This window comes from Dermacoccus sp. SAI-028, assembly GCF_004346775.1.
Lineage (GTDB): Bacteria > Actinomycetota > Actinomycetes > Actinomycetales > Dermatophilaceae > Dermacoccus > Dermacoccus nishinomiyaensis.
The window spans coordinates 2,506,277-2,527,259 of the sequence record NZ_SMFS01000001.1 but is presented as its reverse complement, the minus strand read 5'-3'; the positions used below and the strand labels follow the sequence as shown (position 1 = coordinate 2,527,259).

Below are 20,983 nucleotides of genomic sequence, written 5' to 3'. Positions count from 1 at the left end.
GTCAGGCGTGGGACGCGAACACTAGTGGCTCGTGACGGACGTGCCCTTCTCCTCCTCGCCCGTGGGGGCGGGGGTCGATTCGCTGATGCCGACGTCGTGGCCCTCCTTCGGCTCGACGTCCTCGGCGTGCTCGACCGAGGCTGAGCCGTACGGGTACTGGTCGAGCACGACCGGGACGGCGACCTGCGTCGAGCCGCCGGGCGTGGCCTTGAGCGTCATGTCGATCTGGTCGCCCGGCTTCGAGTCGCCGATCGAGGCGACCTCGACGGGGCTGATCTTGGCGGAGCCGTTGCCGTTCGCCTTGCCGTCGAGGCGCACGCTCTGGCCTGCGGGAACGGTGACCTGCGTGTCGTTGCCCGCGACGGAGAGCGTCAGTTGACGATCTTCGTTCGCCTTGTTGTAGACGAGGCCCTCGAGAGCACCCTTGTGCGTCTTGTCGTCGTTGACGATGAGCAGGTTGACGGCCTTGAGGTCGCCCACCGTGGCAGAGACACCGTCAGCGGGGTCGTACTGCAGCTCCGTCGTGTACGGGTTGATGACCTGGCCGCAGCCGGTCAGGGTGGCGCCGAGCGTCACGGCGGCAAGAAGCACGCCTGCGCGGCGGCGCTGGGGGTTCATGATTCGTCGCGTCACGTGCCCAAGAGTATCGCCACCGCCGCGCGCATGCGCGCACCGGGTGCAGAGGTGACCGAATCGACACACAACTTTTTCGCCGTTCGCCGCGTGTCGCGCACCGCACGCACCTGCGAGGGGGCCTCATCAGGGTGTGCTATGGGCCGGTGGCGAGGTTGGAGACGCCGTCGTTTTGCCCGGAATGGCGCGGCTGCGTGGTATTCTTGGGGTCGCGAAAGGGGCTATTACCACATGGAATTCAAAGTCGGCGAGACCGTCGTTTACCCGCACCATGGAGCCGCCACGATCGAAGAGATCAAGGTGCGCAAGATCAAGGGCGAGGACAAGCAGTACCTCGTGCTCAACGTGGCTCAGGGCGACCTGACCATCGAAGTCCCTGCAGAGAACTGCGACCTCGTCGGCGTGCGTGACGTGGTCGACAAGGCCGGCCTCGAGAAGGTGTTCGAGGTGCTGCGCGCCGAGCACACCGAGGAGCCGACCAACTGGTCGCGCCGGTACAAGGCAAATCTCGAGAAGCTCGCCTCCGGTGACGTCATCAAGGTCGCCGAGGTCGTGCGCGACCTGTGGCGCCGCGACCAGGATCGCGGCCTGTCCGCCGGCGAGAAGCGCATGCTCGCCAAGGCCCGCCAGATCCTCGTCTCCGAGCTGGCGCTCGCCGAGCACACGAACGAGGACAAGGCCGAAGCCACGCTCGACGAGGTCCTCGCGTCCTGAACGCCGGAGCCGTCGTCGTCGCCGCCGGGCTCGGCACCCGTCTCAAGGCGGGCCGACCCAAGGCGCTCGTGACGCTGAGGGGGGCTCCCCTCGTGACGCACGCCGTCCGCCGCATCCTCGCGGGGGGCGGCGTGTCGCACGTCGTCGTCGTCACTCCGGCGACGCACGAGAGCGACTTCGACGAGGCTCTCGCCGAGTTCGACCCCACCCTCGTCACGCGCGTCGGCGGCGGCGCGGAGCGCAGCGACTCGGTGCGGGCGGGCCTTGCCGCGCTCGATGCGTCGTGCGACGCCGTTCTCGTCCACGACGCAGCGCGGTGCCTTGCGCCGCCGTCGCTCGTGGCTCGGGTGCTGGCGGCCCTCGACGACGGCGCTGACGCGGTCGTGCCGGGCGTCGCCGTCGTCGACACGATCAAGCTCGTCGAGGCGCGGGAGGCACAGACGGTCGTCGCCTCGACTCCCGCACGCGCCGCGTTGCGCGCGATCCAGACACCGCAGGGCTTTCGGCGCTCGGCGCTGCTCGCGGCCCACGCCTGCGGCGCCGACGCCACCGACGACGCCGCGCTCGTCGAGCTCGCAGGAGCGGACGTCGTCGTCGTCGCCGGTGACGATCTCGCCCTCAAGGTGACGACGCCGCTCGACATGGTGCTGGCCGAGCACCTGCTCGCCGCGGACGATGCCGTCGCCGGTGAGGTCACCGACACCCACCCGAGAGGTCAGTCATGACGCACCCCGTCTCATCGTCCGATCAGCCTGCGTCGCCGGTGTCGATGTCGTTGCCGCGCACCGGGATCGGTGTCGACATCCACCCGCTCGCCGACGACGAGCGGGAGCTGTCCCTCGCAGGTCTGACATGGCCGGGGGAGCGTGGCATCGAAGGTCACTCGGACGGCGACGTCGCCTCGCACGCCCTGTGCGACGCGCTCTTCTCGGCTGCCGGGCTGGGCGACCTGGGGCAGCACTTCGGCGTTGACCGCCCCGAACTCGCCGGTGCCCGCGGCGCGACGCTGCTCGCCGAGGCGGCGCGCCTCGTGCGCGAGGCCGGGTACGAGATCGGCAACGTCGCCGTGCAGATCGTCGGAAACCGCCCCAAGATCGGATCGCGTCGCGACGAGGCACAGGCCGCGCTCTCGGATGCGCTCGGCGGCGCGGTCGTCTCGGTCAGCGGCACGACGAGCGACGGGCTCGGGCTGACGGGCCGAGGCGAGGGAATCGCAGCCATCGCGACCGCGCTCATCGTGCCGCGCGCCTGAGGCGTCACCCGTTCGAGCTGTGTCACGCCGTGACGGCGGTTTCCTGATTCCCCGCCTCGGGCGCTGAAACCCTTGTGATGACGGGGTTGTCAGCGCCGGGCACTACATTGGAACCAAAGTCGGGCACATGCGCCGAGGCCACCTCGAAGCGGTGCACCGACCCGTCGAGCCACCTTCCACACGAGGAGATCTTTCGATATGTGCCAGACGGTCAAGGGCGTCATCGCCCGCAGCAAGAACGCCCCGGTCGAGCTCGTCGACATCGTCGTGCCCGACCCCGGCCCCGGTGAGGTGGTCGTCGACGTCGAGGCGTGCGGCGTCTGCCACACCGACCTGTCGTACCGCGACGGCGGCATCAACGACGAGTTCCCGTTCCTGCTCGGCCACGAGGCGGCCGGGCGCGTCGAGAAGATCGGCGAGGGCGTGACGAACGTCGAGGTCGGCGACTTCGTCGTGCTCAACTGGCGCGCCGTGTGCGGCGAGTGCCGTGCGTGCAAGAAGGGTCAGCCCTGGTACTGCTTCGACACGGCCAACGCGACGCAGAAGATGACGCTGGCCGAGGACGGCACGGAGCTGACGCCCGCTCTCGGGATCGGCGCGTTCATCGACAAGACTCTCGTCGCCGCCGGCCAGTGCACGAAGGTCGAGGAGTCCGACGCAGCCGCGGTCGGCCTGCTCGGCTGTGGCGTCATGGCCGGGTTCGGTGCGGCCGCCAACACCGGCCAGGTCGAACGCGGTGAGTCCGTCGCCGTCATCGGCTGCGGTGGGGTGGGGTGCGCGGCCATCGCCGGTGCCGAGATCGCCGGTGCGGCGCGCATCATCGCCGTCGACATCGACGACGCGAAGCTCGAGACGGCGAAGAAGTTCGGCGCGACCCACACGATCAACTCGAAGAACGTCGACGCCGTCGAGAAGATCCGCGAACTCACCGGCGGGTTCGGCGCCGACGTCGTCATCGACGCCGTCGCACGCCCCGAGACGTACGAGCAGGCGTTCTACGCCCGTGACCTCGCCGGCCGCGTCGTCATGGTCGGCGTGCCGACGCCCGATCTGAAGATCGAACTGCCGATGATCGAGATCTTCGGTCGCGGTGGCGCGCTCAAGTCGAGCTGGTACGGCGACTGCCTGCCCGAGCGCGACTTCCCGGCGCTCGTGGCCCTCTACAAGCAGGGCCGCTTCGACCTCGACGCCTTCGTCACCGAGCGCATCGGCATCGACGCCGTCGAGTCGGCGTTCGAGAAGCTGCACGAGGGTTCGGTGCTGCGTTCGGTGGTGGAACTGTGAGCGCCCCCGCGGGCCCGGAAGTCGTCGTCGCCGACGGCGGTCTGCGCATCGAACGCGTCGTCACCTCCGGCACCTTCGAGCTCGACGGCGGTAAGTGGGACGTCGACAACAACGTCTGGCTCATCGGCGACGACGAGCAGGTGATCGTCGTCGACCCGGCTCACGAGGCGGCGCCCATCCTCGACGGCGTCGCGGGCCGCGAGGTCGTTGCCATCGTGTGCACGCACGCCCACAATGACCACATCACGGCCGCCGCCGACGTGCGCGCCGCGACAGGTGCGCCCGTCCACCTGCACCCGGGCGACCGCGTGCTGTGGGACATGACGTACGACTGGGCGCCCGACGAGTCGCTGAGCGACGGGGACGAGCTGCGGGTCGCAGGGGCCACCCTGCGCGTCATCCACACCCCGGGGCATGCGCCGGGCGCGTGTTGTCTGTACCTCGAGGCGCTCGACGTCGTGTTCACGGGCGACACGTTGTTCCAGGGCGGCCCCGGTGCGACCGGTCGGTCGTACTCGGACGAGGACACGCTGCTCGCCTCGATCCGCGCGTCGTTGTTCACGCTGCCGGGCCACACCACCGTCCTGACGGGCCACGGTGAAGCGACGAGCATCGCGGCCGAGGGCGCCACGATCGGAGCTGGGTCCGAGCAGTGAGCATCCGAGGGTGACCCGCGTGTTCCTGCGCGGTGGTTCGACGGACGTGGCGCAGACTGGGAGGATGCGTCGCCCATCGAGTCTGCCCCTCGCCCACACCCGCCCCGATCGTCGCCTCGTGCACACCGGGGCGATCCTGGTCGGCGTCATCACGCTGGGGGCCGTCGGCGCCGGATGCTCCTCGGACGCGAATCACTCGGCGCCCGCGGCGAACGTGTCGTCGGGCGCTGGGGGTTCGGCGTCGGGAACGCACTCGGGCGCTGAATCGCCCGGGTCGTCGACGAGTTCGTCGAGTGCCGCGCCTGCGGCGACCATCACCATCGCCTCGAACGTCGCCCAGGGCTCGCCCCTGGGGTTGTCGCAGCCGGTGACGGTGAGTGCGAAGGGCGCCGATTCGAGCCCGGCACAGGTCACGGACGTCACCGTCACCGACGCGGCGGGCAAGAGCGTCGAGGGCAACTACGACGCGAGCGCGGGCACCTGGACGCCGGCCGGCCTGTTGACCAAGAGCGGCTCGTACACCGTAACGGCCACGGCCGAGACCTCGGACGGGCAGAGCGCGACGAACTCGCGGACCCTCCTCGCCGCCGCAAACGGTGCGAGCACGACCGGCCTCTACGCCGTCACGCCGTTCAAGCGCTCGAACGTCGGCAACGCTCAGCCGGTCGTGCTGACGTTCAGCCAGGCCGTGCCGCAGGCGCAGCGCGCCGAGGTCGCCAAGCGGTTCACCGTGAAGGACACGGCGAACGTGGAGGGCGCGTGGCGTTGGGTCAGCCCGACGCGCCTCGACTACCGCCCGAAGAACAAGTGGCCGGTCGGCGACAGCGTCACCGTCACCGGCTCGATCCAGGGCATGCCGATCGGCCAGACCTGGGGCGCGGGCACGCTCGGTGACGTCGGCTTCGACGTCACCTCCGACCTCGAGGCGGTGTACGACCCCGCGACGCACGAGGTCACCGTCAGCGAGGGTGGCAAGGTCACCCGCGTCATGAAGTCGGGTGGTGGCAAGAAGGGCTTCGAGAGCCTCACCGGCAAGATGGTCGTGACGGGCAAGGAGCGGACGGTACGCATGACGTCGTGCAGCGTCGGCATCTCCTGCACGCCCGGCGAGGCGAACTACTACGACGAGCAGATCAACAACGCCGTTCAGGTCTCCGAATCGGGCACCTACCTGCACGCCGCACCCTGGGACGACCTCATCGGCAAGGCGGACACATCGCACGGATGCTTCCACCTGTCGGCCGCCGACGCGAAGTGGTTCTACGACAAGGTGCTGCCCGGCAACCTGTTCGTCTCCAAGGGCACGAACAACCCCGTCTCCGTGACGAACGGCGAGGGCGACTGGAACCTCACCTGGCAGCAGTGGATCTCCTGAGCCACTGATCGACGCTGCGCCGCTCGATGGTGGGCAGGCGCTCGGGCGGGGCGTCAGGGCTGCGCGTCGCCGATAGACTGTGCGGCGTGAGCCTGCAGATCTTCGACACCGCCACGCGCGAACTGCGCGACTTCGAACCAGTTGAGCCCGGCAAGGTCGGCATCTACATCTGTGGGCTGACGACGCAGGGTTCGCCGCACATCGGTCACCTGCGCTTCGCCGTCGCGTTCGACGTGCTGCGCAACTGGCTGACGCGCGGTCACGGCTACGACGTCACGCTCGTGCGCAACGTCACCGACATCGACGACAAGATCCTGCGCAAGTCCGCGGAGGCGGGGGAGCCCTGGTTCGCGTGGAGCTACCTTCACGAACGTGAGACGAGCGACGCGCTCGACATCCTCGGCGTTCAGCGACCGACGTACGAGCCGCGCGCGACAGGGCACGTCACCGACATGGTCGAACTCATGGAACTGCTCATCGAACGCGGCCATGCCTACCCGGCAGCCGACGGTTCGGGCGACGTCTACTTCGACGTCAAGAGCTTCGACGAGTACGGCGCGCTGACGCGGCAGAAGCTCGACGACATGGAAGACGCCGCTGACGCCGACCCGCGTGCGAAGCGCGACCCCCGCGACTTCGCGCTGTGGAAGGGCCGCAAGGCCGACGAGCCGGCGTCCGCGAACTGGCCGACGCCGTGGGGTGAGGGGCGCCCCGGCTGGCACCTCGAGTGCTCCGCGATGGCGCGTCGTTGGCTCGGTGACACGTTCGACATCCACGGCGGCGGCATCGACCTGCGCTTCCCGCACCACGAGAACGAGCAGGCGCAGTCACGCGCCGCAGGTCTCGGTTTCGCGCGCTACTGGATGCACAACGGCTGGGTGACGCTGAGCGGCGAGAAGATGAGCAAATCGCTCGGCAACACGCTGTCCGTCACGGAGCTGACGAAGACGGTGCGTCCGCTCGTGCTGCGCTACTACCTCGGCTCGGTGCACTACCGTTCGACGATCGAGTACACGTCCGATTCGCTGGCGGAAGCGAATGCCGCCGTCGAGCGCATCGAGGGCTTCCTGCGTCGCGCCCTCGGCGAGGACGCCGTCCTGACGAGCGCCGACCTCGCCGACGTCGAACTGCCCGAGGCGTTCGTCGCGACGATGGACGACGACCTCAACGTCTCCGGCGCGCTCGCAGCGTGCTTCGACGCCATCCGCGAGGGCAACACCGCCATCGACGAGGCCGATGTGCGGCGCGTCGAAGAGCTCGCGCTGCAGGTCGCCGCGATGACCGACGTCCTCGGCGTCAACCCGCTCGACCCGAAGTGGTCGGGCAACGGATCGGCCGGCGGTGACGAGACGAAGCGTGCGCTCGGCGCGCTCGTCGACGCTCTCGTCGAGCAACGCAAGACCGCACGTGCGGCGAAGGACTTCGCGACAGCAGACATCATCCGCGACCAGCTGGCCGACGCCGGCGTCGTGGTCGAAGACACCCCCGACGGCGCCCGCTGGAGCGTGGCGCGTACGGGTCGAAAGGACAACGACTGATGCCAGGCAACTCATCGCGCCGCGGTGCGATCCGCAAGGGAGCGTCGAAGAAGGGCGCGACGACCGGCAGCGGCGGTCAGCGCCGACGCGGGCTCGAGGGCAAGGGCCCGACGCCGCGCGCGGAGGAGCGCCCGAACCACAAGGCGTACAAGTCGGCGCAGCGCTCCGGCGCCGCCAAGAACGCGCCCAACGCGCGACGTTCGAGCGGTGCGCGCCGCGACCGGACGTCGAGCGAGATCATCGCCGGGCGCAACTCGGTGCTCGAGGCGTTGCGTGTCGGCGTGCCTGCCGCGACGCTGTACGTTGCGAGCCGCATCGACTCCGACGACCGCGTGCGCGAGACGCTCAAGATCGCGCAGGAGCAGGGCGTCGCGATGCTCGAGACGCCGCGCGGTGAACTTGATCGGCTCACGGACGGCGCGGTGCACCAGGGCCTCGCGCTGCAGGTGCCGCCGTACGAGTACGCGCACCCGAGCGACCTCATCGACCCCGAACTGCCCGGCACGCCGCTCGTCGTCGCGCTCGACGGCATCACCGATCCCCGCAACCTCGGCGCCATCGTGCGTTCGACGGCGGCGTTCGGCGGCCACGGCGTCGTCATCCCGCAGCGTCGCAGCGCGGGCATGACCGCGTCGGCGTGGAAGACGTCGGCGGGCGCCGCGGCACGCATCCCCGTCGCGCAGGCGAGCAACCTGACGGCCGCGCTCAAGGAGTTCAAGAAGGCGGGCTTCTTCGTCATCGGCCTCGACATGGACGGTGACGTCGACCTGCCCGGCCTCGAGCTCGCCGACCGGCCGCTCGTCGTCGTCGTCGGCTCCGAGGGCAAGGGCCTGTCGCGTCTCGTCAGCGAGACGTGCGACCAGCTCGTCTCGGTGCCGATGAGCTCCGCGGTCGAGTCGCTCAACGCCGGCATCGCGACGTCCGTGACGCTGTATCAGGTGGCCGTCAACCGCGGGCTGGGCTCGACGCGCTGAGCCCCCGGGGTCGGATGCGGGAGGCTCCCAGCCCCGTATCGTGGTACGTCCAGGCACCATAATGAACGAGAGGGAGACCTTCACCATGTCGAACCACGACTCCTACGACGGATACCAGCCCGGCGACGGCCAGAACCCCGGCCACTACGGTCAGCCGAACCAGTACGACCAGACCGGTGACCAGGGGCAGTACGGGCAGTACGGTCAGCCGCACCAGAGCCAGTCGAACCAGTACGGCGCCCACACGTCCTACGACAACCAGACGCAGGCCAACCCCACGGCCGGCGCCCAGGCGTACGGGCAGCAGGTGCCCGCTGATCAGTCCCTGTCGGGCGCCGGGTTCTTCAAGGCGCTGTTCGATTTCTCGTTCTCGACGTTCATCACGCCGAAGATCGTCAAGTTCGCCTACGCCATCTCCGTCGGCGCCCTGGGGCTGTTGTGGGTCTTCATGGTCATCGGCGGCTTCGCGGACAACGCGGCGTCGGGTTTGCTCGCTCTCATCATCGGCCCCGTCCTCATCTTGCTGTACCTCGTCTTCATCCGGATGACGCTCGAGTTCTACGTCGCGATCGTTCGCATGAGCGAGGACATCCACCAGCGTCTGCGCTGACGCGTGCCCTGACGTGAAACGGCCCGGTTCCCTCGGAGAGGGGAACCGGGCCGTTTCACGTCAGGCGAGCTCGAGGCTCGCCCGCGGTGGGGCGGGCGTCAGTCGCCGCGCACCACGATCGTGTGGACGATCTTGTCGTGCAGCGTCTGCTTGGTGTCATCCCACAGCGGCCACAGCAGGTCGACGATGAGCAGGAGTCCGCCGCTGATACCGCCGGCGACGGCTTCGAGCAGGTAACGCCCGAAGCCGACACCGGCGCCCGTCGGCTGACCCGTGCGCTCGTCGACGACCTTGAGGTGCAGCATCTTCTTGCCGAGGCTCTGGCCCGTCCTGCCCTGACGGATGGCGCGGTTCCAGAGGTTGAACAGCAACGCGACGAGCGGACCGAGCAGCGCCAACGCGACACCGCCGCCGGAGACGTTGTGCAGCGTCGAGTTGCCGTTGATGTCTTCCACCGAGTAGCTGTCCTTGAACGCCAGCCACAATCCGAGACCGGAGATGACGATCATCGGGACGGCCGACAGCAGGCTGTCGATGAGGTAGGCGCCCACGCGCGACCCCCACGAACCGTAGGGCGCGGACCCCAGCCGTCGAGCGGGCGCACCGTACTGCTGCCCCTGATAGGGCTGGTTCTGGTACGGCTGGCCGGGCTGCGGCGCACCCTGGTAGCCCTGCGGTTGGTACGGCTGGCCCTGGTACTGCTGATACTGGGGGCCCGGCTGCGACTGCGCGCCGCTGCCGTACCCCTGGGCGCCACCGTGCTCGGGCGGCGGAACGTAGGGGTCGTATCCGTTGCTCATGTCCGTTCCTTCTCGTCAGGCGCCGATGGCGGGTGGGCCGCTCAGGCCGTGCGGACGACGAGCGAGTGGACGGCCTTGTCGTGCCACGTCTGGTTCTTGTCGTCCCACAGCGGCCACAGGTAGTTGAGCAGGGGGATGAAGAACAGCAGCGGGATCAGCTGCGACGGCAGCGAGATCAGGATGTCGACGGCGAGGCGGCCGAGACCACGGCCGACACCCAGGTACTGGCCGGTCCGCTCGTTGATGACGCCGATCTTGAGCACCTTCTTGCCGATGCTCTGGCCTCGCTTGCCCTGCAGGTATCCCTCGTTCCAGAGACGGAACAGCAGACCGAGCAGCGTGCCCGCGCCCATGAACGCCCAGGCCCGGTCCGTGAAGGGATCGGTGGGGTCGGCGCCCGGCGCGTCCCAGCCGTCCTTGAGGAAATCTCCGGTGCCGAGCGCGATGCCGACGCAGATGATGGTCGGCAGGATCGTGATGAGCCAGTCCAGCAACGCCGCACCGACACGCGAACCCCAGCTCGCGAGGATCGGCATGTTCGGCGCGCCCTGACCGTACTGCTGGGCGTAGCCCGGTGCGCCGTAGGCGTCCGGCTGGCCGTAGCCGCCGCCGTACTGCTGGCCCTGCGCGCCGTACTGCGCGTCACCGTACTGCTGGGCAGGCTGGACGTACTGAGGCTGGCCGTAACCCTGCTGGTCATGGCTCGGCTGTCCATAAGCAGGCTGGCCCTGCGGCGCGCCGCCGTACTGGCCCGGCTGCGCGGCGGGGTCGTGCGGATTCTGACCGTACGGCTGGCTGCCGTATCCATTCGTGTTGTTGCTCATGGTGATCCCTCCTGTGTTCCTTCGCACACGAGGTTACCGGGGCGCCGCGCTCAGCGCGCGGTCATCTGCAGGGGCGTTGCGTCGGGGGCGATGACGTTCTGCTCGTCCGGTTTCGTCGGCAGGATGTTCTCGACGTAGTCGGCGACGGCTTCCTCGATCGTCACGTGACGCTGCAGACGCTCCGACATGTACCAGCGGTGCTCGAGCACCTCGTGGAACATCTCGGCCGGTTCGAGCTTCTGACGCAACTGCGGCGGTACCGTGCGGGTGATCGGTTCGTAGATCGTCGCGAGCCAGTCATGCGCGACGGCGCGTTCGTCGTCGCTCTGGCGGTTCTTGCTCGCCGTGAAGCTGACGAGGTCGTTGAGCAGTCGTCGCGCCTGGTTCTCGCCGACCTCGAGACCGGTGAGGTGACGCAGGCGGCGCGTGTGGTAGCCGGCCTCGACGATCTGGGGCTTGATCGACATCGTCGTGCCGTCGATGTCGGTCGTGATGTCGAGCTCGCCGACGTCGAATCCGAGGTCGTTCAGCGAGCGGATGCGCTGTTCGACGCGCCACGCGTCCGAGGCGTCGAAACGCTCGGCCTGCGTGAGTGCCTCCCACAGCTCGTGATAGCGCTCGACGATCGTGTTGCTCACCTCGATGGGGTCCATGTCGTCGGGCACCATGCCGCCGGCCTGCAGATCCATCAGCTCCCCGGCGATGTTGACCTGCGCGATGTCGAGGTCGTGCTCGCGCTGGCCCTTCGACAGCTTCTCGCGCAGCTCACCGGTCTCCGCGTCGACGAGGTAGGCGGCGAACTCGCCCGCGTCACGACGGAACAGGGCGTTCGACAGTGACACATCACCCCACCAGAAACCGACGAGGTGCACCTTGACGAGCAGGACCGCGAGGGCGTCGATGAGGCGGGTCGCCGCGTCCGGGCGCAGCGTCTGGCTGATCATCGCGCGGTACGGCAGCGAGAACTGCAGGTGCCGCGTCAGCAGGCACGCGTCGAGCGGTTCGCCGTGCACGTCGGTGCGTCCGGTGACGACGGCGATCGCCTCGACGCACGGCAGGTGCAGGCGCCGCAGCTGCTTGAGCATCGCGTACTCGCGCAGCGCGATGTCGGCCTTGATCTCCTTGACGGCGAGGATGCGGCCGTCGACCTTCGCGAAGCGGACGATGTGACGCGAGATGCCGCGCGGCAGTGCCGCGAGTTGATCCTCTGGCCACTGCTCGAGGGGCACGCTCCACGGCAGTGCGAACAGCGCGGGGTAGGGGCGTGCTGCCTTGATGTCGAGTGCCACCTCGTCATCCTCCCACCGCGCGGGGGCGGCTGCCTGCATCCGCGTGACGGTGTGTTTCACCCGAAACGGTGCGTCGGCCACCCGTCGATGCGTCGAGCGGACGATGTCCGCTCGCCATCGTCCGCTCGATCGTCATGTCAGCCCCTCGCGGGTGCGCGTTCAGTCGTTGATGCGCTCGCCGGTCTCGACGTCGAAGAGGTGGATGTGATCGGTCTTCGGCGCGAAGTACAGCGTGTCGCCCTTCATCGGGGGGCGGCGGCCGTCGACGCGGGCCATGACCTGCTGGTCCTCGCCCTCAACGGTCGTCTTGCCGTAGACGTACGCGTCGGCGCCGAGCTCCTCGACCATGACGACGTCGACCTCGAGACCCGCGTCGGACGGCGCGAGGTCCTCCGGGCGGATGCCGAGCGTGACACGGTTCGAACCGGGGCGGGCGTCCGCGGGCAGCGGAATCGACGCGGTACCGAGCAGCACCTTGTTGTCCTTGACCGGCACCTCGAACAGGTTCATCGCGGGGCTGCCGATGAAGCCCGCGACGAAGACGTTCTTCGGGTGGTCGTACATGTTGCGTGGCGTGTCGCACTGCTGCAGCAGACCGTCCTTGAGGACAGCGACGCGGTCACCCATCGTCATGGCCTCGACCTGATCGTGGGTGACGTAGACGGTCGTCACGCCGAGGCGACGCTGCAGGTCGGCGATCTGCGTGCGCGTCTGCACGCGCAGCTTGGCGTCGAGGTTCGACAGTGGCTCGTCCATGAGGAACACCTGCGGCTGACGCACGATTGCGCGACCCATCGCGACGCGCTGACGCTGGCCACCCGACAGGTCCTTCGGCTTGCGCTCGAGGTACTGCGTGAGGTCGAGGATCTGCGCGGCCTCCTCGACGCGCTTGCGGATCTCGCCCTTGTCGACGCCGGCGATCTTGAGCGCGAAGCCCATGTTGTCAGCGACGCTCATGTGCGGGTAGAGCGCGTAGTTCTGGAACACCATCGCGACGTCGCGATCCTTCGGCGACAGCGCCGTGACGTCGCGTCCGTCGATGAGGATGCGGCCGCTCGTCACCTCTTCCAGGCCGGCGAGCATGCGCAGCGAGGTCGACTTGCCGCAGCCCGACGGGCCGACGAGGACGAGGAACTCGCCGTCGGCGATCTCGATGTTGAGGTCGCTGACGCTGGGACGATCGGCCCCGGGGTAGGTGAGGGTGACGTTGTCGTACGTGACGGTTGCCATGGGGTTTTCCTTAGCGCTCACCGGCAGGAACGTGCCGGACGATCCGTTGTGAACGGGCGGCGCACGGATGTGACGCCGCACACAGCATGCCTGATGGGAGTGGCTCTTGACCAGCCCTTCTGCACATTTGTTTCAGTAGTGCTCATCTGAGCGTCCCGTCTCGAGGGGTAGGTGGGTCGATCTGCATGCTCGCTCGGCCCTGCCTATCACCCGGTCAACGCTCCTTGATCAAATCGTGACCATGAAAAACTTTGCAGACCCTGAGTACACGCTGCATGCTGTGAAGCAGGCCACACTCGAGGTGTGGCCCTGAACAATCGGAGTACTCATGACCAAGCGCAGTGTGGCTGTCGCATTCGCGGGCGTCCTCGCCCTCTCCGTCTCCGCGTGCGGCGGCGGCTCGTCCTCGTCCGACTCGTCGAAGAGCGACACCTCTGCGGCTTCGTCGAAGTCCGGCGACGCGAAGGCGTCGGGCAGTGCTGCCGCCGGCAGTGACGTCAACGCCAAGGACCCGAAGCGCGACGCCAACGCCGACCTCGTCATCTGGGCTGACGGCACCGCGGCCCCCGTCGTCTCCAAGCTCGCGAAGCAGTTCGCGGACGAGAATGACGTCAAGGTTTCCGTCCAGGTCTCGACGGACGTGCGCGGCAACTACGGCACGGCCTTCAAGGCGGGCCAGGCCCCGGACGTCATCGTCGGCGCTCACGACTGGATGGGTGAGCTCGTCTCCAACGGCTCCGTCGCGCCCGTGCAGATCCCCGCCAACGTCGCTTCCGGCTTCAACAAGGAGGCCATCGCCGCGACGAAGTACAACAACCAGTCCTACGGCGTGCCCTACGCCGTCGAGAACATGGCGCTCGTGCGCAACACCGACATGGTCAAGGACGCGCCGAAGACGATCGACGAGCTCGTCTCCACCGGTCAGAAGGTCGTCGACGAGAAGAAGGCGACGAACGTCCTCTCCCTCGAGATGGGCAAGCAGGGCGACGCCTACCACGGCATCCCGTTCCTCACCGGCTTCGGCGGCGGCATCTTCGGCACGAAGGCCAACGGCGACTACGACGCGAGCAAGCTGCTCGTCAACTCGCCCGAGAGCCTCAAGGGCGCCAACCTGCTCGCCGAGCTCGGCAAGAAGAAGGTGCTGTCGACCAACGTCGACAAGACCAACGCTGATGCCCTGTTCGCCGACAAGAAGGCGCCGTACATCGTCACCGGCCCGTGGTCGCTGCCGACGTTCGACAAGGCCGGCATCAAGTACGAGGTCTCCTCGCTGCCCACCGTCGCCGGTGGCGGAAAGATGACGCCGTTCCTCGGCGTGCAGATGTTCTACGTCAGCTCGAAGGCGAAGAATGCGACCGTCGCTCAGACGTTCACCGCGTCCTTCCTCACCACCGCCGCCGCGCAGAAGGCGCTGTTCGAGGTCGGCAAGCGTCCGCCGGCACTGACGGCGGCGTACGACGAGGTCATCAAGTCCAACCCCGACGTCGCGAAGTGGGCCGAGGCCGGCAAGGGCGCGAAGCTCATGCCGAACATCCCCGCGATGAATGCCGTCTGGGGCCCGATGGGTCAGGCGATGGCCGACGTCATCTCCGGCAAGGCAGCCCCCGACGCCCGCTTCAATGCGGCGCAGAAGGAGATCGAGGCCGCCATCAAGGCCGGCAGCTGACGATCCACCCACGTCGCACCCGTGAGCCGGTGACCACGTCGGTCGCCGGCTCACGGCGCGTCGAGCGTCGACGACGACGCCCATCACGACAGGCCTGACGGCGCCCGCGAGGCGCCTCACGCCCCAGGCTGGTGCGGTGAGCACCGGTGAACGAATTCCCCGAGCGATGGAGAAGGACATGGCGACCCTCGCCGCCCCCGAGCAGACGTCGGGTCTGCCGCCAGCCAAGAGCCCCGTGTGGGCGCCGATCCTCAAGTGGGCGCTCGTCGCGGCCGCCGTCATCCTCTGCATCTATCTCGCGACGCAGCTGGCCGACAAGGGGTACGGCCTCGCCGTCGTCGGTGTCGCGTTCGTCGCGATGGCCGTGCTCGTCGTGTACGGCACGCGCCGCAACGTGCCCGCGAAGTATCTGTTCCCGGGCCTGATCCTGCTGCTCGGGCTGCAGGTGTGGCCCATCGTGTACACGGCCGCGACGTCGTTCACGAACTACGGCCAGGGCCACCTCGTCTCCAAGGAGGAGGCGACGAAGCAGGACATCGCCTACTCCGTCCAGCAGGTCGCGGGGTCGCCGACGTACGGGCTGTCGATCGCCGTCAAGGACGGCCAGGATGTGACGTCCGCGCCGTTGCACTTCCTGCTGACCGACGAGAAGGGCAAGCACTTCGTCGGTGACGCCAAGGGGTTGCAGCCGCTCACGGGCAAGACGGAGATGGGCATCGGCCACCTCAAGTCGGCCGAGGGCTATCGCGTCCTCAAGCTCGGCGAGGCGAACAAGCGCAAGGACCTCGCCAACTTCGCGGTGCCGACGAGTGACGGCCACGGCATCAAGGCCAGTGGCGTCTCGCAGGCGTTCGAGGGCGCGCCGACGCTGAAGTGGGACAAGGCGAAGAACACCCTCACCGACTCCGCCACGGGCACGGTATATGTCGAGAAGGATGCACGCTGGGTGCCGCAGTCCGGCTCCGCGAGCCCGCTGCCGGTCGGGTGGAAGCAGGGCGTCGGGTTCAAGAACTACACCGACCTCGTGACGAACGACACGATTCGCAAGGGGTTCTTCGGCATCTTCGCGTGGAACATGGCGTTCGCCATCCTGTCGGTGCTGTCGACCTTCGTGCTCGGCATGCTGCTCGCGCTGCTGCTCAACGACCCGCGCATCAAGGGCCGCGCCATCTACCGCAGCCTGCTCATCCTGCCGTACGCCGTGCCCGTGTTCGTCTCCGCGCTCGTGTGGGCGTCGATGTTCAACCAGGACTACGGCCTCATCAACAACCTGACCGGCCTCGACATCGACTGGTTCGGCGACCCGTGGGCCGCGCGCGCCGCCATCCTGCTGACCAACCTGTGGCTGGGCTTCCCCTACATGTTCGTCGTGTGCACAGGCGCGCTGCAGTCGATCCCGGGTGACGTCATGGAGGCCGCACGCATCGACGGTGCCGGCCCGATCCGGACGCTGCGCTCCATCACGATGCCGCTGCTGCTCGTCGCGGTGGGCCCCCTGCTCATCGCGTCGTTCGCGTTCAACTTCAACAACTTCGGCCTCATCTACCTGCTGACCAAGGGCGGGCCGTTCGTCGGCGACAGCGCCCAGATCGGTTCGACCGACCTGCTCATCACCTACGCGTACCGTCTCGCGATCGACGGGACGAACCCGAACTTCGGTCTCGCATCCGCGGTCGCCGTCGTCATCTTCATCATCGTCGCGCTCCTGAGCTTCCCCGGCTTCCTGCGCAGCAAGGCCCTCGAGGAGGTCAACTGATGTCTGCCATGAACACCCCTGCGGCCGGCCTGCCCGAACCGGGAGCCGTGACCGGCGTGCCCGAAGCTGCTCCCGGTGGCACGCATGCTCGTGCGCCGCGCCTCGGTGGCGGCGTGTGGTGGCGCCACCTGCTCGCGCTGTGCGCGCTCGCCTTCGCGCTGTTCCCGATCCTGTTCCTGCTCTCGGCGGCACTCAACAAGGCGGGGACGCTGAGTTCTTCGACGCTGCTGCCGACGAGCTTCTCGCTCAACAACTTCTCCGACCTGTTCAGCAACGAGGCGCGACCGTTCGTCACCTGGTACAAGAACGCGCTGCTCATCGCGCTCGTCGGTTCGGTGTTCAGCGTCTTCATCGGCGCGTGCTCCGCGTTCGCGTTCTCGCGCCTGCGCTTCCGAGGCCGCCGGGCGATGCTGCTCGCGCTGCTGCTGCTGCAGATGTTTCCGGCGCTGCTCGCGTTCGTCGGCCTCTACATCACCTTCTCGAAGATCGGTGAGGTGATGCCCGCGTTCGGCCTCAACACCACGTGGGGGCTCATCCTCGTCTATCTGGGCGGCGCGATGGGATCGAACGTGTGGCTTCTCAAGGGTTACTTCGACACCGTTCCGAAGGAACTCGACGAGGCCGCGTTCGTCGACGGCGCCTCGCATGCCCGCGTGTTCTTCAGCCTGACGCTGCCGCTCGTGCGCCCGATCCTCGTCACGGTGTTCATGGTGTCGTTCGTCAGCCTGTTCGGCGAGTTCATGCTCGCGAGCATCTTCCTCACCGACGTCGACAAGCAGACCCTCGGCGTCGGCCTCTACGGCATGACGGTCGGCAACGACCGCAACGCCCTGTTCGGCCAGTTCTCGGCTGGTGCGCTGCTCAGCTCGATCCCGATCATGGCGCTGTACCTGGCCTTCCAGAAGCAGCTCATCGGTGGTCTCACCACCGGCTCGGTGAAGTGAACTCCTACCGTCGCGGCGCGACGGGAGCGGGCGCGTGAGCGCCACCGAGGACGCGGCGCTCAGGCGCGGCGGCGACGAATCGCCGCCGCGCCTGCAGCAGATCGCTGCTGCTGCGGGGGTCTCGCAGGCGACCGTCTCGCGCGTGCTCAACAACAAGGCCGGCGTCGCCGAGGCCACGCGCCGCAGCGTCCTCACCGCCGTCGACGTCCTCGGCTACGAACGCCCCGCGAGTCTGCGCCGCGCGGGGGCTGGCGCCATCGGCCTCGTCGTGCCCGAACTCGACAACCCGATCTTCCCCGCGCTCGCACAGGCCGTCACGACGCGGCTCGCGGCAGCGGGGTACACCGCCGTCCTGTGCCCGACGAGCGCCGGTGGGGTGCAGGAGGATGAGTACTTGTCGATGTTGCTGGAACGCGGCATCGCCGGGCTCATCCACGTCTCGGGGCGCCACGCCGACACGACGGCGTCGATCGCGCGCCATCAGGAACTCGTCGCGCAGGGCCTGCCCGTCGTCCTCGTCAACGGCCACCGCGACGACCTCGCCGTCACGTCGTTGTCGACGGACGACCACGTCGCGGTGCGCCTCGCCGTCAGCCACCTGCTGAGTCTGGGGCACCGCCGGCTCGGTCTGGCCGTCGGGCCGGCACGCTACACCCCGTCGATCCGCAAGCTGACGGCGTTCCGCGACGCCGCGGCCGAGTTCGGGTTCGAGGCGCTCGTCGAACACACGTGGTTCAGCGTCGAGGGCGGCGAACTCGCGGGAACGCAGCTCACCGCGCGGGGCGCGAGCGGCATCATCTGCGGCTCGGACCTCATGGCGCTCGGCGTCATCCGCGGAGCGCGTCACGCGGGCTTGGACGTGCCGAGGGAGCTCTCCGTCGTCGGTTTCGACGGCTCGGCGATGACGGAGCACACCTCGCCGCCGCTGACGACGGTGCGCCAGAACGTCCCCGCGCTCGCCGACGGCGCCGTCGACACGCTGCTCGACCAGATCCGTGGGCTCGCAGCGGCCGCGCCGTGCGCCCGTGAGCTGGTGCTCGCGCCCGACCTCGTCGTGCGCGCCTCTACCGGCCCGCCTCCGGTGCACTGACGGCGCCCTTACCGGCGTCGGCGTCGTCTCGGACGTCGGCGTCGTCTCGTGGCGCGTCGCGCCGCGCCTTCGTCAGCGCGCCGAGCAGAGCGTCGAGCAGCGGCGGGACGTCGGTGCAGCCGGGGACGCGGTGCGCTGCGGCGGTGTCGCCGTCGCCGACCTTGACGCCGATGTCGCTTCCCGCGCGCAGCGTCGTGAACACCGTTTCGTCGGTGACGTCGTCGCCCAGGTAGAACGTCGCACGCAGGTTGCGCTCGGCGGCGAGGGCCGCGAGTGCCGCGCCCTTCGACACGTCGAGCACCGACAGTTCGACGACGGCCTTGCCGCGCATCGCGTGGACGCCCGGGACATCCTGCGGGACGGCGAGCGCCGCGCAGGTCGCGCGCTCGGCCTCGTCCTCGTCCATGCCGCGGGTGTGCAGGACGACGCCGGCCGGCTTGTACTCGACGCGTGTCGCGGGCAGTCGTTCGGCGATCGTCTCGAGCGCGTGGGTGGCGCCGTCGAGGGCGGCGCGCTCGACGTCGCTCAGCGCGCTGCCGCCCGAGGCGGCGGAGCCGAGGGTGGTCGAGATCTCTGCGCCGTGGCTGCCGATGAGGACAATGGGGGAGGACTCGTCGATCCCCGTCAGCGCGCGCAGGGTGGCGAGGTCACGACCCGATGCGAGTGCGACGCTCACGCCCGGTAGCGCCGCCATCGCACTGAGTGCCTCGATCGTGCCCGGTTGCGGGCGGGCGCTCGCGGGGTCGAGGACGATCGGCGCGAGCACCCCGTCGAAGTCGGAGGCGACGAGCACGTCACCGCGGCGCGCGAAAGCACCCAGCTCCTCGCGTGACGGCGGCCGCAGCGGCGTCGCGGTCACGATGCGGCCTGCGTCGACGGCGCCTTCGGGGCGGCCTCGAGGCTCGCGAGGTAGTTCTTCGCCCACTGCTGCACCGAGTTCTCGCTCACGAGGGCACGCATCGAGTCCATCCGCTGACGACGCTGGGGCGCCGGCGCGTCGACGGCCTTCATGATCTGCTGCTTGAGACCCGCGATGTCGTGCGGGTTGCACAGGTAGGCGTCGCTCAGCTCCGTCGCGGCGCCGGTGAACTCGGACAACACGAGCGCCCCGTCGTCGGCGCAGCACGTCACGTACTCCTTCGCGACGAGATTCATGCCGTCGCGCAGCGGCGTGACGAGCATGATGTCGGCGGCCGCGAACATCGCCGCCATCTCCTCGCGGTCGAACGAGCGGTGCAGGTACGTGAGCGCCGTCGCGCCGATGCTCGAGAAGTCACCGTTGATACGCCCGACCGTCAGCTCGATCTGGTCGCGCAGATCCATGTACGCCTTGACGCGCTCGCGGCTCGGCGTCGCGACCTGGATGAGTTTGTGCTTGCTCGGGTCGAGCCGCTCGTCGGCGAGCAGTTCGCCGAACGCCTTGAGGCGGTGACGGATGCCCTTCGTGTAGTCGAGGCGATCGACGCCCAGCAGGATCTTCTCCGGGTTGCCGAGCTGCTCGCGGATCTCACGCGCCCGCGCCTGCACCGAATCCGACTCGACGATCTCGCGCAGCCCCTCGACGTCGATCGAGATCGGCACCGCGGCTGCGCGCACCTGACGTTCGCCGAGGTCGACGACGTCGCCCGTCACGTCGAGGTCGAGGTACTGACGCACCGCGCGCAGGAAGTTGCCCGCGTCCTCGGTGCGCTGGAAACCCAGGAAGTCGGCGCCGAGCAGCCCCTCGAGGATCTCCTCGCGCCCGGGCAGCTGCGCGAACAGCTCGACGGCGGGGAAGGGGATGTGGTTGAACCAGCCGATGCGCAGGTCGGGGCGCATCTCGCGCAGCATCTCCGGCACGAGCTGCAGCTGATAGTCGTGCACCCACACCGTCGCGCCCTGCGCGGCGACCTCGGCGCAGGCGTTCGCGAAGCGACGGTTGACGCGGCGATACACCGAACGCCAGCTGCGACGGAACGTCGGCGTGATGATGACGTCGTGGTAGACGGGCCACAATGTGTCGTTGCTGTGGCCCTCGTAGTAGTCGGCGACCTCCTGCTCCGACAGCGCGACCGGGTGCAGGTGCATGCCGCCGTCGTCGAACGGTTCGGGCGCCTCACCCGGCTCGCCCGCCCAGCCGACCCAGGCGCCGTCACGCCCACGCATGACGGCGTCCATCGCGGTGACGAGGCCGCCGGGGGAGCGGCGCCACTGCGACTCGCCGTCCGGCGTCGTCACGCGGTCGACGGGCAGCCGGTTGGCCGCGACGACGAAGTCGTAGGTCTCGCTCATCGGAAAGTTCCTTCGCTCATCGGTGCGCGGGACGAACAGGTGCGGCGTGCGCTCGAATTCGGCGGGGCGCCGGGGCC

At 68.7% G+C, this 20,983-nt stretch carries 20 protein-coding genes; 13 read left to right on the top strand and 7 right to left on the bottom strand.

All coding sequences use genetic code 11. The features are described from left to right. Positions 1–21: 21 nt before the first annotated feature. Positions 22–633, bottom strand: coding sequence for a hypothetical protein (locus EDC82_RS11460; protein ID WP_147286927.1), 612 nt, complete (start codon positions 631–633; stop codon positions 22–24). Positions 634–864: 231 nt separating this feature from the next. Between EDC82_RS11460 and EDC82_RS11455 the strand changes: the two genes are divergently transcribed. The 9 genes from EDC82_RS11455 (at position 865) to EDC82_RS11415 (ending at position 9,036) form a co-directional block, all read left to right on the top strand. Beyond that, complete coding sequence (locus EDC82_RS11455; protein ID WP_006946459.1) at positions 865–1,347, top strand: CarD family transcriptional regulator; 483 nt, start codon at positions 865–867, stop codon at positions 1,345–1,347. After that, the gene (gene ispD, locus EDC82_RS11450) at positions 1,344–2,072 is read left to right on the top strand and encodes a 2-C-methyl-D-erythritol 4-phosphate cytidylyltransferase (RefSeq protein WP_115297153.1); all 729 of its coding nucleotides are present in this window, start codon (positions 1,344–1,346) and stop codon (positions 2,070–2,072) included. Before EDC82_RS11455 ends, ispD begins: the two co-directional genes overlap by 4 nt. Further along, positions 2,069–2,599, top strand: a complete 531-nt coding sequence (ispF, locus tag EDC82_RS11445) for a 2-C-methyl-D-erythritol 2,4-cyclodiphosphate synthase (RefSeq protein ID WP_074045662.1) — start codon at positions 2,069–2,071, stop codon at positions 2,597–2,599. Before ispD ends, ispF begins: the two co-directional genes overlap by 4 nt. A gap of 198 nt (positions 2,600–2,797) precedes the next feature. Next, positions 2,798–3,883, top strand: a complete 1,086-nt coding sequence (locus tag EDC82_RS11440) for an S-(hydroxymethyl)mycothiol dehydrogenase (protein WP_131941599.1) — start codon at positions 2,798–2,800, stop codon at positions 3,881–3,883. After that, positions 3,880–4,539, top strand: a complete 660-nt coding sequence (locus EDC82_RS11435) for an MBL fold metallo-hydrolase (protein WP_074040786.1) — start codon at positions 3,880–3,882, stop codon at positions 4,537–4,539. Before EDC82_RS11440 ends, EDC82_RS11435 begins: the two co-directional genes overlap by 4 nt. Positions 4,540–4,549: 10 nt before the next feature. Next, positions 4,550–5,914 (top strand): Ig-like domain-containing protein, encoded by a 1,365-nt coding sequence (locus EDC82_RS11430; protein WP_074040787.1) that lies wholly within the window; start codon positions 4,550–4,552, stop codon positions 5,912–5,914. Positions 5,915–6,000: 86 nt separating this feature from the next. Continuing rightward, complete coding sequence (gene cysS / locus EDC82_RS11425; protein WP_038569313.1) at positions 6,001–7,452, top strand: cysteine--tRNA ligase; 1,452 nt, start codon at positions 6,001–6,003, stop codon at positions 7,450–7,452. After that, positions 7,452–8,426 carry a 23S rRNA (guanosine(2251)-2'-O)-methyltransferase RlmB gene (gene rlmB / locus EDC82_RS11420; RefSeq protein WP_062256400.1) on the top strand — a complete coding sequence of 325 codons (975 nt, stop codon included), beginning with the start codon at positions 7,452–7,454 and terminating at the stop codon, positions 8,424–8,426. The genes cysS and rlmB overlap by 1 nt, the downstream gene beginning before the upstream one ends. Before the next feature lie 85 nt (positions 8,427–8,511). Then, the gene (locus tag EDC82_RS11415) at positions 8,512–9,036 is read left to right on the top strand and encodes a DUF4282 domain-containing protein (protein ID WP_160126244.1); all 525 of its coding nucleotides are present in this window, start codon (positions 8,512–8,514) and stop codon (positions 9,034–9,036) included. 98 nt (positions 9,037–9,134) lie between these two features. On the opposite strand, the gene EDC82_RS11410 is transcribed toward EDC82_RS11415, so the two are convergent. The 4 genes from EDC82_RS11410 to EDC82_RS11395 form a co-directional block, all read right to left on the bottom strand. Then, positions 9,135–9,836 (bottom strand): RDD family protein, encoded by a 702-nt coding sequence (locus EDC82_RS11410; protein WP_062256405.1) that lies wholly within the window; start codon positions 9,834–9,836, stop codon positions 9,135–9,137. Between the two features lie 41 nt (positions 9,837–9,877). After that, the gene (locus tag EDC82_RS15180; protein WP_062256407.1) at positions 9,878–10,660 is read right to left on the bottom strand and encodes an RDD family protein; all 783 of its coding nucleotides are present in this window, start codon (positions 10,658–10,660) and stop codon (positions 9,878–9,880) included. Positions 10,661–10,710: 50 nt separating this feature from the next. Continuing rightward, positions 10,711–11,988 carry a DUF4032 domain-containing protein gene (locus tag EDC82_RS11400; protein WP_235006215.1) on the bottom strand — a complete coding sequence of 426 codons (1,278 nt, stop codon included), beginning with the start codon at positions 11,986–11,988 and terminating at the stop codon, positions 10,711–10,713. Between the two features lie 120 nt (positions 11,989–12,108). Next, positions 12,109–13,179, bottom strand: coding sequence for an ABC transporter ATP-binding protein (locus EDC82_RS11395; RefSeq protein ID WP_006946417.1), 1,071 nt, complete (start codon positions 13,177–13,179; stop codon positions 12,109–12,111). Positions 13,180–13,507: 328 nt separating this feature from the next. Here EDC82_RS11395 and EDC82_RS11390 point away from each other — a divergent pair, with 328 nt between their 5' ends. The 4 genes from EDC82_RS11390 to EDC82_RS11375 all read left to right on the top strand — a co-directional run bounded on the left by EDC82_RS11390 (position 13,508) and on the right by EDC82_RS11375 (position 18,635). Then, on the top strand, positions 13,508–14,845 hold the full coding sequence (locus EDC82_RS11390; protein WP_040014906.1) for a maltose ABC transporter substrate-binding protein: 1,338 nt from the start codon (positions 13,508–13,510) through the stop codon (positions 14,843–14,845). 178 nt (positions 14,846–15,023) lie between these two features. After that, positions 15,024–16,601 (top strand): ABC transporter permease subunit, encoded by a 1,578-nt coding sequence (locus tag EDC82_RS11385; protein ID WP_131942082.1) that lies wholly within the window; start codon positions 15,024–15,026, stop codon positions 16,599–16,601. After that, positions 16,601–17,545, top strand: a complete 945-nt coding sequence (locus tag EDC82_RS11380) for a sugar ABC transporter permease (protein ID WP_006946432.1) — start codon at positions 16,601–16,603, stop codon at positions 17,543–17,545. Before EDC82_RS11385 ends, EDC82_RS11380 begins: the two co-directional genes overlap by 1 nt. A gap of 34 nt (positions 17,546–17,579) precedes the next feature. After that, entirely contained in the window at positions 17,580–18,635 is a 1,056-nt protein-coding gene (locus EDC82_RS11375) for a LacI family DNA-binding transcriptional regulator (protein ID WP_131941595.1), read from the top strand. Here the strand turns inward: EDC82_RS11375 and otsB are convergent. Together otsB and EDC82_RS11365 are read right to left on the bottom strand one after the other, a co-directional pair. Beyond that, positions 18,610–19,494: a trehalose-phosphatase gene (otsB, locus tag EDC82_RS11370; protein WP_006943712.1), complete on the bottom strand. Its 885-nt coding sequence runs from the start codon at positions 19,492–19,494 to the stop codon at positions 18,610–18,612. The genes EDC82_RS11375 and otsB overlap by 26 nt on opposite strands. Continuing rightward, complete coding sequence (locus tag EDC82_RS11365; protein ID WP_006943725.1) at positions 19,491–20,906, bottom strand: trehalose-6-phosphate synthase; 1,416 nt, start codon at positions 20,904–20,906, stop codon at positions 19,491–19,493. The genes otsB and EDC82_RS11365 overlap by 4 nt, the downstream gene beginning before the upstream one ends. Between the last annotated feature and the right edge of the window lie 77 nt (positions 20,907–20,983).

Coding starts and splice junctions, on each gene's coding strand:
- ispF (WP_074045662.1), top strand. CDS start 2,069: ATGACGCACCCCGTCTCATCGTCCGATCAGCCTGCGTCGCCGGTGTCG.
- EDC82_RS11415 (WP_160126244.1), top strand. CDS start 8,512: ATGTCGAACCACGACTCCTACGACGGATACCAGCCCGGCGACGGCCAG.
- EDC82_RS11410 (WP_062256405.1), bottom strand. CDS start 9,836: ATGAGCAACGGATACGACCCCTACGTTCCGCCGCCCGAGCACGGTGGC.
- EDC82_RS11400 (WP_235006215.1), bottom strand. CDS start 11,988: ATGCAGGCAGCCGCCCCCGCGCGGTGGGAGGATGACGAGGTGGCACTC.
- EDC82_RS11440 (WP_131941599.1), top strand. CDS start 2,798: ATGTGCCAGACGGTCAAGGGCGTCATCGCCCGCAGCAAGAACGCCCCG.
- EDC82_RS11385 (WP_131942082.1), top strand. CDS start 15,024: ATGGCGACCCTCGCCGCCCCCGAGCAGACGTCGGGTCTGCCGCCAGCC.
- EDC82_RS11455 (WP_006946459.1), top strand. CDS start 865: ATGGAATTCAAAGTCGGCGAGACCGTCGTTTACCCGCACCATGGAGCC.
- rlmB (WP_062256400.1), top strand. CDS start 7,452: ATGCCAGGCAACTCATCGCGCCGCGGTGCGATCCGCAAGGGAGCGTCG.
- EDC82_RS11380 (WP_006946432.1), top strand. CDS start 16,601: ATGTCTGCCATGAACACCCCTGCGGCCGGCCTGCCCGAACCGGGAGCC.
- EDC82_RS11395 (WP_006946417.1), bottom strand. CDS start 13,179: ATGGCAACCGTCACGTACGACAACGTCACCCTCACCTACCCCGGGGCC.
- EDC82_RS11390 (WP_040014906.1), top strand. CDS start 13,508: ATGACCAAGCGCAGTGTGGCTGTCGCATTCGCGGGCGTCCTCGCCCTC.
- EDC82_RS15180 (WP_062256407.1), bottom strand. CDS start 10,660: ATGAGCAACAACACGAATGGATACGGCAGCCAGCCGTACGGTCAGAAT.
- EDC82_RS11365 (WP_006943725.1), bottom strand. CDS start 20,906: ATGAGCGAGACCTACGACTTCGTCGTCGCGGCCAACCGGCTGCCCGTC.